Source organism: Pectobacterium polonicum, assembly GCF_005497185.1.
GTDB lineage: Bacteria > Pseudomonadota > Gammaproteobacteria > Enterobacterales > Enterobacteriaceae > Pectobacterium > Pectobacterium polonicum.
The window spans coordinates 1-11,635 of the sequence record NZ_RJTN01000012.1; the positions used below are offsets into that span (position 1 = coordinate 1).

Annotated in this window: 13 protein-coding genes; 3 read left to right on the plus strand and 10 right to left on the minus strand. The window is 52.0% G+C overall.

What is annotated here, in order from left to right; all coding sequences use genetic code 11:
* The coding region (locus EDI29_RS22765; protein ID WP_167494509.1) for a hypothetical protein at window positions 1-778 on the plus strand (778 nt) is incomplete at its 5' end.
* A gap of 137 nt (window positions 779-915) precedes the next feature.
* Here the strand turns inward: EDI29_RS22765 and EDI29_RS13140 are convergent.
* From EDI29_RS13140 to EDI29_RS13175, 8 genes are all read right to left on the minus strand, one after another.
* Window positions 916-1,203, minus strand: a complete 288-nt coding sequence (locus EDI29_RS13140; protein WP_137741319.1) for a type II toxin-antitoxin system RelE/ParE family toxin — start codon at window positions 1,201-1,203, stop codon at window positions 916-918.
* On the minus strand, window positions 1,194-1,466 hold the full coding sequence (locus tag EDI29_RS13145) for a type II toxin-antitoxin system ParD family antitoxin (RefSeq protein ID WP_137741242.1): 273 nt from the start codon (window positions 1,464-1,466) through the stop codon (window positions 1,194-1,196). The genes EDI29_RS13140 and EDI29_RS13145 overlap by 10 nt, the downstream gene beginning before the upstream one ends.
* Before the next feature lie 227 nt (window positions 1,467-1,693).
* Complete coding sequence (hemW, locus tag EDI29_RS13150; RefSeq protein WP_137741243.1) at window positions 1,694-2,836, minus strand: radical SAM family heme chaperone HemW; 1,143 nt, start codon at window positions 2,834-2,836, stop codon at window positions 1,694-1,696.
* On the minus strand, window positions 2,829-3,422 hold the full coding sequence (locus tag EDI29_RS13155; protein ID WP_137741244.1) for an XTP/dITP diphosphatase: 594 nt from the start codon (window positions 3,420-3,422) through the stop codon (window positions 2,829-2,831). Before EDI29_RS13155 ends, hemW begins: the two co-directional genes overlap by 8 nt.
* Before the next feature lie 31 nt (window positions 3,423-3,453).
* Complete coding sequence (gene yggU, locus EDI29_RS13160) at window positions 3,454-3,744, minus strand: DUF167 family protein YggU (protein ID WP_010295005.1); 291 nt, start codon at window positions 3,742-3,744, stop codon at window positions 3,454-3,456.
* The gene (locus EDI29_RS13165; RefSeq protein WP_137741245.1) at window positions 3,741-4,295 is read right to left on the minus strand and encodes a YggT family protein; all 555 of its coding nucleotides are present in this window, start codon (window positions 4,293-4,295) and stop codon (window positions 3,741-3,743) included. The genes yggU and EDI29_RS13165 overlap by 4 nt, the downstream gene beginning before the upstream one ends.
* A 49-nt stretch (window positions 4,296-4,344) precedes the next feature.
* Window positions 4,345-5,166: a pyrroline-5-carboxylate reductase gene (proC, locus tag EDI29_RS13170; protein ID WP_137741246.1), complete on the minus strand. Its 822-nt coding sequence runs from the start codon at window positions 5,164-5,166 to the stop codon at window positions 4,345-4,347.
* 86 nt (window positions 5,167-5,252) lie between these two features.
* Entirely contained in the window at window positions 5,253-5,966 is a 714-nt protein-coding gene (locus EDI29_RS13175; RefSeq protein WP_137741247.1) for a YggS family pyridoxal phosphate-dependent enzyme, read from the minus strand.
* Window positions 5,967-5,987: 21 nt separating this feature from the next.
* Between EDI29_RS13175 and EDI29_RS13180 the strand changes: the two genes are divergently transcribed.
* Window positions 5,988-7,004 (plus strand): type IV pilus twitching motility protein PilT, encoded by a 1,017-nt coding sequence (locus EDI29_RS13180; RefSeq protein WP_137741248.1) that lies wholly within the window; start codon window positions 5,988-5,990, stop codon window positions 7,002-7,004.
* Here EDI29_RS13180 and EDI29_RS13185 read toward each other — a convergent pair.
* On the minus strand, window positions 6,973-8,805 hold the full coding sequence (locus EDI29_RS13185) for a sensor domain-containing diguanylate cyclase (RefSeq protein WP_137741249.1): 1,833 nt from the start codon (window positions 8,803-8,805) through the stop codon (window positions 6,973-6,975). The two genes, EDI29_RS13180 and EDI29_RS13185, sit on opposite strands and share 32 nt — an antisense overlap.
* A gap of 512 nt (window positions 8,806-9,317) precedes the next feature.
* Entirely contained in the window at window positions 9,318-10,889 is a 1,572-nt protein-coding gene (locus EDI29_RS13190; protein WP_137741250.1) for a methyl-accepting chemotaxis protein, read from the minus strand.
* Between the two features lie 294 nt (window positions 10,890-11,183).
* Between EDI29_RS13190 and nsrR the strand changes: the two genes are divergently transcribed.
* Window positions 11,184-11,609, plus strand: a complete 426-nt coding sequence (gene nsrR / locus EDI29_RS13195) for a nitric oxide-sensing transcriptional repressor NsrR (RefSeq protein ID WP_103160677.1) — start codon at window positions 11,184-11,186, stop codon at window positions 11,607-11,609.
* The last annotated feature ends 26 nt before the right edge of the window (window positions 11,610-11,635 follow it).

The window sequence follows — 11,635 nt, forward strand, 5'->3', positions numbered from 1 at the left end:
GATGCAGAGCGATGACGGCGTTGAACTGACGAAGGCGATCGGAAAGGCTGCGCTGGGCTCGGACACCAGGGTGATTCAGGGAGCCTTGTTCTTCGACTCGCGGCGCTGGTTCCAGCATGTATCCGGCTTGCCGGGGGATCAGTTCACCAACGGCTATCTCTGTATTCACGCTTACCCTTCACGTGTCGTCACCCTCTCGCTCCACGGGAAGACAGATCCTGCCCTGCTCGCCAAGGCCGATCTGGCTTACATTGATAGCATGGATAACAGCCTGATCCTTTCGGATAGCGCGCCCGCCGTCGCGAAGGAATTCGCTGAGGTGTACAACGCCTGTGGCGTGTCGCATTGCGGTATCGTTCCAGAGGAGGGCATTGCTATGATGATTAATACCCTCTTTGCCATGTTCGCAGGGTGCGACCTCTTAGGTTGGCCTAAATTCTCTGAGATCGATCCCTCCGACGATGTCTGGTGCCTGGCAATCGCGGCCATGAAGGAAATTCAGGGTCTCTCGATCTATGGCGAGGCGGGACGCGCAGCTGTCGAGGCAACGACCGAAGCTGGCGTGCTTGAAGGAAATGTGGCCTGGGAACAGCAGATGCTGCCGCTCGACTTGCAGGAGTTCAACCGCTTCCATCATGGCGGCAAGGTCAGCAAGCAGGACCATGCGATCCGCGCCGCCTGTCTTGCCGCTGGTCGGGCTGAGGGTAAGGACATGTCCGCCTTGAGTGAACTGATACGCCGCGTTGAAAGCAATGTGCAGTCTACGCTGGCACGCTGAAGACATCGTGGTGCCAGTAGCCCGGTTCTCCGTCCTACTGCACGGACCTTACCCGCGAGGCGCTACCGGCGGCGCTGGCAGCTACGGAGAAGTTGCGCTTGGCAAAGCGGCGGGATCTTATGCTCGCAGAAAAGGGCTCATAGCCACTTAAGATGCCGCACAATGTCCTGCGACTGATGAAGTATTCGAACAACAATGACGCTATCTGTTTCGTACAGAAAAAATAGCGTATGTCTGACGACGGGAAATGAGTACAAGCCTGGCCCAAGTTCCTTACGCTCGATCCCTATTTTGTTGTGTCTGATAGCGGAAAACGTGTGTTCAATGGTTTCCAGATAGGTGTTGGCGCTTTCCTCATTAAAATGCTGTAAACCATAGAGGTAAATCGCTTCCAGATCGCGTTGCGCCAGCGGCGTTAGCTTGATTTTATCGGGGGGGCCGCTCGCGTCCTGCTTCTGATTTTTTGCAAGAACTCATCTTTATCCCACTCCTGTGGCTCTCCGCTGTTTATCCCTTCAGCGAGTAAATGGCGTAGCGTTTGTAGATCTGACTCCGCCTGTTTTTCCCGTAGCATTCTCAGCGCTTCCCGAATGACTTCACTCTGCGTGCGGTAATCACCGGATTCCACCAGCGATTCCACGTAATGGCGAAGTTCATCTCCAAGGTCAATTGTCATGGTTCTGGCCATTATGCCTCCAGTGTTCAGTGTAAGATTTATTCTTACAAGAAGCGCGTAGCGTACTTAAAGATGCAATCGTCGTCCAGCACAAGGAAAAAGGATTTCCGCGTTGTGGGCAAGCGGCGCTTGATGGAAAAGGGAGACGACTCGAAATAAGGTTTGTAAGCGTTGCAAAAGGATAAATAGGATGGGAAGTGGTGGGCAGGTTTGTCAGAGAAAACCTGCCCACGGAATGATTATTCTTCTTCCGCCAGAAACAGTTCCAGCAGAGAATTCAGAAACAATTTGCCGTGTTCGGTGATTTGCCAGTGCGTGGCGGTTTCCGTCAGGTAACCTTGCGTCAGCGCCTGATCCAACTGCGGGCGGATGCTGTGTTCTTCCAGACCGGTGTACGCCGTGAAATCCTCGCGTGGAGCGGCTTCCAGCAGGCGAAAGCGGTTCATGAAAAACTCAAAAGGCCGATCGTCGTTGGCAACATTGTGCTGCTTATCCAGATACGTGCCTTGCATATAGCCACGCGGATGGCGCACTTTTACCGTGCGCAGAATACGCCCGTCGCTGAAGGTCAGCTTGCCGTGCGCGCCACAGCCAATCCCCAAATAGTCACCGAAGCGCCAGTAGTTCAGGTTGTGCTGGCACTGGTAGCCTGGTTTTGCATAGGCGGAGGTTTCATACTGCTGGTAACCGGCGGCGCTCAGTAGCGCGTGGCCCTGCTCGTAGATGTCCCACAGCGCATCGTCGTCCGGCAGCGTAGGCGGGCGCGAGCTAAATAGCGTATTCGGTTCGATGGTGAGCTGATACCACGATAAATGCGGTGGATTGAGCGCAATGGCCTGACGCAGATCGTCCAGCGCTTCGTCCAGCGACTGATCCGGCAAGCCGTGCATCAGGTCCAGATTAAAACTGCGTAAGCCCAGACCGGTTGCCAGATGCGCTGCGCGCTTGGCCTCGTCCGGGCCGTGAATACGCCCGAGGCGCGTCAGCTTTTGCGGATCGAAACTCTGTACGCCGATGGAAATACGGTTAACGCCCGCGCGCTGATAACCGCTGAAGCGGTCAGCCTCGACCGTACCGGGGTTGGCTTCCATCGTGATTTCGGCATCCGGCGTTAACGGAATCCTCGCGCGAACGCCGTCGAGCAGCGCCTGCATCGCTTCTGCACTCAGCAGGCTAGGCGTGCCGCCGCCGATAAAGATCGAGTGCAGTTCACGACCGCTCGCTAGCGGCAAATCGGCATCCAGATCCGCCAGCAGATGATCGACATATTCCTGATGCGGCACGTCGCCTTTCAGCGCGTGAGAGTTGAAGTCGCAATACGGGCATTTCTGTACGCACCACGGAATATGAATGTACAGGCTGAGCGGGGGAAGCTTAAGCATTGCGTAGCGCATCCAGCAGCAGGCGCAACGCCTGACCACGATGGGACTGCGCGTTCTTCTCTTCACGCGTTAATTCTGCTGCCGTTTTACCCAGCTCAGGCACGAAGAAGATCGGGTCATAGCCAAAACCACCGCTGCCCACCGCTTCATGCGTCAACACCCCTTGCCAACTGCCGTGGCAGACAATCGGTGTTGGGTCTTCAGCGTGGCGCAGATATACCAGCACGCAGTGGAAGCTGGCGCGGCGCTGTTCGTCTGGGACGTCTTTTAGTGTCAGTAGCAGCTTATCCAGATTTTGCTGGTCGCTGGCCTCTACGCCTGCGTAGCGTGCCGAGTAAATACCCGGTGCGCCGCCCAGCGCATCGACAGCCAGCCCGGAATCATCGGCAATGGCCGGTAACCCTGTAATTTGCGCCGCATGACGTGCTTTCAGGATGGCGTTTTCGATGAAGGTTAGGCCAGTTTCTTCGGCAGAATCCACGCCGAGTTCAGTTTGAGCCACAATATCCAGACCGAAATCGGCCAGCAAGCTCGCAAGCTCGCGCACTTTACCGGGGTTTCCGGTAGCCAAAACCACTTTTTGCATCGTCTTGTCCTGCGTATTTATTCAATCGTGTTTATTCAATGAAGCCCGCGACGTCAGCCGGGATGTGCTGCGGATGGGTAATTCTAATCTGTTTATGCCGCCCGAGTTCGCCTTTTTCAATCACGACCAGACTCTTGGCGACCCGAAACTGTTTGGCGAGGAATTTGGTCAGATGGGCATTGGCCTGCCCATCAACCGGCGGGGCGGTGATGGCGACTTTCAGTTCGTCGCCATGCAAACCCACGATCTGATCGCGGCTGGCTTTCGGCTGGATATACAGCCGAATCACCAGCGCATCGCCGTGGCGGGTAATGGCACTCACAGCAGGAACCATAGCCCCGGGAACAGGTCCATGCCCAAATAGTTGAGCATATACAGAATCAGAATCACGGCCATGGCAGAGAAATCAATGCCGCCCATCACGGGAATAACGCGGCGGAGCGGTGCCATTAGCGGTTCGGTTAACTGATGTAGCAGATACTCAATAGGGCTACGGCCTTGGCTGACCCAGCTCATGATGGAACGGATAATGATGACCCAGAAAACCAAATAACCCGCGGATTTAATCAGAGAAATGAACCCGACCAGCAGATTCATCGGGCTGAGAGAAATTGCGCCAACCTGAATCAATAGCAGCAACGGGTATTTGATCGTCGTAAGAATAAAGGCCAGCAGTAATGAGGCGCTATCAATCGGCCCTAGCGACGGCAGAATACGACGCAGTGGCCCGACAATCGGCTGGGTGATTTTGACGACAAACTGCGATAACGGGTTATAGAAATCGCTGCGTGACCACTGCATCCAGATGCGCAGCAGCAGGACCATTACATAGAGGTCGACCAGCGTTTTGACCAGAAAAGTCAGGGTGAGCATAGGTACGTCTTTTCCTTAATCAGATAAAGAATCGGGGGCTCGCTTTTGATTAAAAAAGCGTTTCCATTTCTTGTGCGCGAGCAATCGCCGCCTGCATGGCTTCTGCCACGGTCTGCGTCAACTGCTGTTCGTTAAACACCCGTAGCGCCTCTGCCGTGGTGCCACCTTTGGAGGTGACATTCTCCCGCAGAGTCGACAACGGCGTATCAGGATTGGCTTCAACCAATGCTGCCGCGCCTGATGCAGCTTGTTGCACCAGCAGGCGAGCGGTTTCTTGATCGAACCCCTGGCGAATCGCTTCCTGCTGCATCGCGTCCATAAACAGGAAGAAATAGGCCGGTGCGCTGCCCGCCGCGGCGATCACGCCGTTAATGCCAGATTCGCTATCTACCCAGCAAATTTTACCGACGCTCTGCATCAGCTGTGCGGTGAAGTCTTTATCAGCCTGACTGACGGACGCAGGGGCAAACATTCCGCTCATCCCTTTTCCGACCAGCGACGGCGTATTTGGCATGATCCGCACGATATTCAGCGGCTCACCCAGCAGCGCCTGAAAACGGGCGATATTGATTCCCGCTGCAATCGAGAGCACCAGTTTACCGGTGAAGTTGACCTGCTCACCCAGTGGTTCACACACTGTCGCCATCATCTGTGGTTTGACGGCCAGAACAATGACGTCCGCTTCCTGCGCGCAGCGCACGTTATCCGCGCTGCTGATGACGCCATATTGTGCAGCCAGCGCATCGCGGTTTTTACCCGAAGGTGCGCAGACGCTGATATGTTGAGCGGGATAACCGCCGTTGACCAATCCGGCGATAATGGCCTGCGCCATGTTCCCGGCACCAATAAACGCTATTTTACGTTGCTGCATCTGCATCCTCGTTGCTCACCTGTTTGTCAAAGACGACGTGCCGTTCAGGCGCGGTCTCTGCGGTTTATACGCTTTTGGCTGACTGTTTATGCGCTTTTTGCCGAATAGTCCCGTGCGCCAAAGATTGCCGTACCGATGCGCACCAGCGTGCTGCCTGCATTAATCGCTGCGCGCATGTCATCTGTCATCCCCATAGAGAGTGTATCAATATGCGGATAATTTACTGACAATGTTTGGCACAGCGCTGCCATTTGTTTGAAAACAGCAAGCTGCTGTTCATAATCGGTTTCCGGTGCCGGAATCGCCATCAGGCCGCGCAGACGCAGATTAGGCAAGGCCGCGACACTGGCGGCGAGTTCTGCAAGTTCAGCCACCATAATGCCGGATTTGCTCGGTTCGTTGCTGATATTAATCTGCAACAGCACATTTAACGGCGGTAAGGTGGTCGGGCGTTGTTCACTCAGGCGCTGCGCGATACGCAGGCGATCCACCGTGTGAAACCAGTCAAAATTCTCGGCTACCAGTCGACTTTTATTTGACTGTAGTGGGCCGATAAAGTGCCATTCCAACGACGTGTCCGGGTGATTTTCCTGGAAATAATGAACCTTCTCCACGCCTTCCTGAACGTAGTTCTCGCCAAACGCACGTTGCCCTGCCGCAATGGCTTCTTCGATCGCGCTCACAGGTTTGGTTTTACTGACTGCAAGTAGCGTAATTTCTTCTGGTGCACGTGCGCAATGCTGTGCGGCGGTGGCGATTTGTTGCCGGATGTCCTGTAGATTCTGCTGGATTGTCGTCATGGTTATTCAGGAGGTTAATCTATGGAGTTGGATGAGTGGATGGCGCGTAGTGTAAAACATAATGCCTCGGATCTGCACCTTTGTAGCGGGCATCCGCCGGTATTACGTGTGGATGGGCGGCTACAGCCTGAAAATACCTTACCATGTTTAACGCCGGAACAGGTGGCGCAATGGTGTGATGTCTGGCTAGAGCCGACTCAGAAAGAACAATTGCGACAGGCTGGGCAGGTGGATGGCGCGTTGATGCTGCCTGATGGTCAGCGCCTGCGGGTAAATGTGTTTCGTCAACGGGAAGGGTTATCTGTCGCGCTGCGTATTATCCCGTTTGTGCAACCTTCATTGGATGAGCTACATGCGCCACCCGTCCTCGCGACACTGCTGGAGAAACCAAACGGGCTGATTCTGATTACCGGTGCGACGGGCAGCGGTAAATCCACGACGCTGGCGGCAATGGTTGGAACGTTAAACGACAGCAGCGATCGCCATGTGATCACGCTGGAAGATCCGATCGAGTTTATTCATACCAGCCGGCGCTGTCTGATCCAACAGCGAGAGATCGGTGCACACAGCGCGTCTTTTGCTCAGGCGCTACGAGCGGCATTGCGGGAAGATCCCGATGTTATTCTACTGGGAGAACTGCGCGATACGGAGACGATTCGTCTGGCGTTGACAGCGGCGGAAACCGGCCATTTGGTGCTATCAACGCTACATACACGCAGTGCATCGCAGGCCGTTGATCGGCTAATTGATGTCTTCCCCGGTGAAGAGAAAGCGTATGTTCGCAGCCAGTTAGCGACCTGTTTGCAGGCTGTAGTGACGCAAAAGCTGTTGCCCGCCGCGCAAGGTGGCCGAATCGCCCTTTATGAAGTGCTGACGGCGACAGCAGCAGTCAGCAACTTGATTCGTGAAGGGAAAACGCACCAGCTTCCCGGCTTGATTCAGACGGGAACCGCAGTGGGAATGCAAACGTTCGAACAAAGCTATCAGCAGCGCTGTCGGGACGGGCTTATTTCACACAGTTGCGACCTTGCCGTTTAGCGGAATAAAGGTTTTCATCGGCTAGCTGAATCCAATCTTCAACGGAGGCAAGTTCAGGTCGGTAGGCGGCAATTCCTGCACTGATCGTAAAATGCAGACTCTGGCGATCGTATTCCAGCGTATGTTGCTCAATCGATTTACGAATACGCTCGATCGTCATCACCGCCGTTTGATAGGAGACCTCTTTTAACAGGATGATGAACTCCTCACCACCGAGACGGGCGACCAGATCCTCCTGACGTAATGACATACGCATCAACATCGCCAGCTCTTTTAAAACGGCATCGCCAGCCAGATGGCCATATTTGTCATTAATATTTTTGAAGAAATCGATATCAATGATGGTCAAACAGCTTTTATCTGCGTGCTGGTTTTGCTGCCTGAGTTGGAAAAAAGCGCTGGCCTGCTCGAAGAAACTGCTGCGATTGGGCAAGCCGGTAAGAAAATCATGTCCCGCGCTAAAACGGAGAGAGGCTTCTACCTGTGTGCGCTCATCCTCCAGCGAACGGGCGTGAATAATAATACCGAGCGTTTTCACCAACGGTGCCAGTAGTTCGATCATCGTTTGATCGTAACCCTCCCGGCGGTTAGCTAGCGCGATCATTCCGATCGCTTTACCGTTGTGGGTGATAGGAATGCCGAGCAGGGAATACAGCGCAGGATGGATAGGGGGAAGGTCCCGTCCGGCCTTTTGTCTCAACAGGTTGTTGGTGCAGACCACCGTGTTGTGGGTTACAACATGGCCAAACAGGTTATCAAGCTTACGTAGCCTCAGGCCGCCGTGGATTCTTCGCTGGTGCCTGTACCAAGCCAGGGTTTCTTCATCCCAGGCAAGATTGGACATAGCGGGAAGATAGAGCGATTGCCCGTCCTCATCTTCCTGCAACGTGGCGATAAAACCGAAACTGCTGTTGGTTACGTCAAGCAGGCGTTCAAAGACTTTATCGCAGGCAGAGGGGAGATTATGGTCGAGTAGAAAGCTGTCATGGACTGATAACAGGATATCGAGAATGATACCTTGCTGATGGGCTTTTTTTTCGGTTTCAACGTTTTGCGTGATGTTGTGAGCATATTTAATGATTTTTCTCACATTACCTTCACTATCCATGATTGGGCTGTAGGTCGCCTGTATCCAGAATGAATGATTATCCTTACCCAGTTGGTGGAAGCGTCCGCTAATGGGGTGGCCTCGATGCAAGGTTTCCCAAAATGTTTGATAGTCGGCTTGTTCGGTATAAACGGGTTCGCAAAGTGATTTGTGGTGCAGCCCGAGAATTTCCTTCTCTTCATAGCCTGTCAGCATCAGGTAGTGTTTATTGACGTGAGTAATATAGCCATCTTTATCAAATTCGATCACGCCTTGCGCATTTTCAATGGCCTCTAGCTGTGCCCGATGTTCCGACATCAGACGCTTTTCCTGAGTAATATCCAGCGCCAGTTTTATTACGCCAATGTGGCGACCGGAATGATCAATAATTGGCGTATAAGCGGCGTGGAGCCAAATAATGTCCCCTTTTTGGTTTTTTCGTTGGAATTCTCCCGCATTGATATTTCCTTTGATCACATCGTGCCAGAAATGATCGTGTTTTTGGCGCAATCCTTCTGGCAGAAAGAACGTGTGATTTTTCTGAATAATATCTTCTTTTTTATAGCCCAGCATTTTGCAAAAAAGAGGATTGGCTTCAACCAGTTTCCCTGCCAGATCAAACTCGGCGATGGCATAAACGGAATTGAGCGCGTGCAGTTTGGCTTCATTGTCAAACCTGGTAATCAAATCAACATCAACTGACTGATTATTCATGTTTATATTTGCCTATGTTCTTTCTGTCTTTACCCTTGATTCGCTGTTGCCAGAGGCATTCTTTTATCACAATGCCGTCTGCGATGTTATCGGCAGTCCTTTTTTTACGCGAAAAGCAATGGGGCGAATTAACAAAATAGCGAGCTATTAATTATATTAATAAATATTTTTCTGGCATGTAATTAATGGCCTGAAAGGCACAACGCCTATCAACAATAAGGTGTTTCTCTCATTGTCTTTTTATTCAATGTATTGGCGTGGTTGTTCTGGCCGTTTTTACGCTGAAACTCTATTTATACGCTTATGTGCAAAAACAGAGAATAGCGGCAAAAAAATAATACTCAAATTATCTGAAAGTATATGTATGAAGTATGTGCGTTAAGAGGGCAGCGGGTTCCTGCTTTTTCTCATTATTTATTCTGTGCTGTACGGAATTAGTAGAGAGCAGTGATGATTTTTTATAATGCCAGTGGTCAACGTGAGGCTGACCACTGGTGATGTAGATCTGTCGATTAGGAAAGGCGAGGTTCTACCTGAAACAGTGACATAGACCGCATCAACTGTTGAGACTGCTGTTCCAACGACTGCGTGGTGGCGGACGAGGCTTTGACGAGCTGTGCGTTGTGCTGAGCCACTTTGTCTATCTGCGTAAAGGCGACATTAACCTGTTCGATACCGCGATGTTGTTCTTGCGTAGCGGTAGAAATATCTCGCATCAGTTGCGTAATACGGATGATTTCGTCGGTCACCTCATCCATGGTTTCGCCTGCTTTAGAGGCCAATTCAAGCCCCTCAGACACGCGAGTTTGTGAATCTACAATCAGTGAGCGGATTTCTTTCGCCGCTTGCGCGCTGTGCTGCGCCAAATTACGTACTTCTCCGGCGACGACGGCAAAACCTCGGCCTTGTTCGCCTGCGCGGGCGGATTCGACGGAGGCGTTTAGCGCCAGAATGTTGGTTTGGAATGCAATGCCGTCGATGACGCTGAGGATGTCATTGATGCGCTTGGCGCTGGTGGCGATCTCCTGCATTTTTTCAATAACATAACAGACCGACTCGTTGCTGCGGCTGCTGGTGTTCGAGACGTTATTGGCGAGTTGATGTGCAAGCTCGGCGTGATCGGCATTGAGCTTCACCGTGGCACTCAATTGCTCCATGCTTGCCGCCGTCTGCTCTAGCGCGGCAACGGACTCTTCGGTACGCTGAGAAAGCTGAGCATTTTCTTCAAACAGTTCGCGGCTACCGAGATCGATTTGCGTGCTGGCATCACGGACTTGGCTAACCGATTCCAGCAGCGCGCTCTGCATGCGCCCTATAGCATCGTTGAGTCGACCTAGCTCGTTGTTTCCGCCTTGAATCAGACGGCGCGTCAGATTACCGCTGGCAACCTGCTCCAACTGCTCGATTGCATAGTCCAGCGGTTTGAGCAGCATGTGACGCAGTGCGACCCAGGCTAATACCACCAGCGTAATGGATAACAGGCTGGCAATCGCAATGAGCAGCAGCATCATGCGTTCATTACGTTCAGACTGCACCAGGCCCTGTTCTGAAAGCTGTTGGGCATACTGACGGAAGTTTTGGATCGATAAATCAAAGGCCTCGCTCAGCGGACCGAGTTGTTTTTCCAATACGTCGTAATATTCGTCGGTATACTGCTTTTGCAGCGCGCTCAGCATCGGGGTCATACCCTGCTGAAAATAGGCTTGATAGGTTTTTAACACCTCTTGTGCCAATGCCTGACGTTTTGGATCGGCATCGACCGATTTGATTGCGCGTTCAATGTCTTCCTGTGACTGGCGGAGATGTTTTTCTACGATTCCGGTTTCTTTCGTTCCGTCGTCCAGCAGCCCGATTTCGATTTTCCTGACGGCGAGCGTTGCCGAGGCGCGGGCGCTAAGCGTTTGATTATAGCCGTTCATCAGGTTGCCCAACTCAATCCCCTGTATTTGATTTTGTGTAGCCAGAGTTTCCCTGTCTTTCTTAATAGCGACAACGCCCATACTACTGACGATAAGCAGCAACAGGGTCGTTAACAGCAATAACGTTAATAAACCGGTGCGAATAGAAATATTTTTCAGCCCCATGGTGTCCTTTTCCTTACGCTGCTTTCGTGGGTGATAGCCCATTCATCATTGGATATGGTGTGTGCAACCAAAGAGAATACGTTATCTGTGTTGCGGTGAGATAAAATTAAAAAGATATGGCAGGAGCAAAAGGTATTGGCAACAGGGCGTAGCCCGCTGGTCTCTCGCAACGTAAAGGGTATAAATAATTAGCCGTAGTGTTTGTGCCTGGTTTATCATCTGTCAATAGCATTGGTTTTTCAGGGGCGTAGTTGATACGCCTGTCAATGATACCCAGAGGTATCCGAGGTTTATGTGCAGTTAACAAGTTTCACGGATTATGGTTTGCGGGCGCTGATTTATATGGCGTCACTGCCGAGCGGGAAAATGACCAGCATTTCGGAGGTAACGGAAGTGTATGGTGTGTCTCGTAATCATATGGTCAAAATTATCAATCAACTTAGCCGTGCTGGGTTGGTAATGGCCGTGCGCGGCAAAAACGGCGGTATTCGTCTTGGGAAACCGGCAGAAACTATTCGGATTGGCGATGTTGTACGCGAATTGGAACCGCTCACGCTGGTTAACTGTAACCATGAGTTTTGCCACATTACACCAGCCTGTCGCTTGAAGCAGGTGCTTCAACAGGCGGTACAAAATTTTCTGCATGAGCTGGATCAATACACGCTGGCTGATATGGTCAAAGAAAACCCGCCGCTTTATAAATTATTGTTGGTTGAATGAATTTTGTTCAGCCATCCTGCTGATGA

Bases quoted from the DNA above. Each gene is read 5' to 3' on its own strand.
- EDI29_RS13185 (WP_137741249.1), bottom strand. From the start codon at position 8,805: ATGAATAATCAGTCAGTTGATGTTGATTTGATTACCAGGTTTGACAAT.
- EDI29_RS13155 (WP_137741244.1), bottom strand. From the start codon at position 3,422: ATGCAAAAAGTGGTTTTGGCTACCGGAAACCCCGGTAAAGTGCGCGAG.
- EDI29_RS13165 (WP_137741245.1), bottom strand. From the start codon at position 4,295: ATGCTCACCCTGACTTTTCTGGTCAAAACGCTGGTCGACCTCTATGTA.
- proC (WP_137741246.1), bottom strand. From the start codon at position 5,166: ATGCAGCAACGTAAAATAGCGTTTATTGGTGCCGGGAACATGGCGCAG.
- EDI29_RS13190 (WP_137741250.1), bottom strand. From the start codon at position 10,889: ATGGGGCTGAAAAATATTTCTATTCGCACCGGTTTATTAACGTTATTG.
- EDI29_RS13145 (WP_137741242.1), bottom strand. From the start codon at position 1,466: ATGGCCAGAACCATGACAATTGACCTTGGAGATGAACTTCGCCATTAC.
- EDI29_RS13180 (WP_137741248.1), top strand. From the start codon at position 5,988: ATGGAGTTGGATGAGTGGATGGCGCGTAGTGTAAAACATAATGCCTCG.
- hemW (WP_137741243.1), bottom strand. From the start codon at position 2,836: ATGCTTAAGCTTCCCCCGCTCAGCCTGTACATTCATATTCCGTGGTGC.
- EDI29_RS13175 (WP_137741247.1), bottom strand. From the start codon at position 5,966: ATGACGACAATCCAGCAGAATCTACAGGACATCCGGCAACAAATCGCC.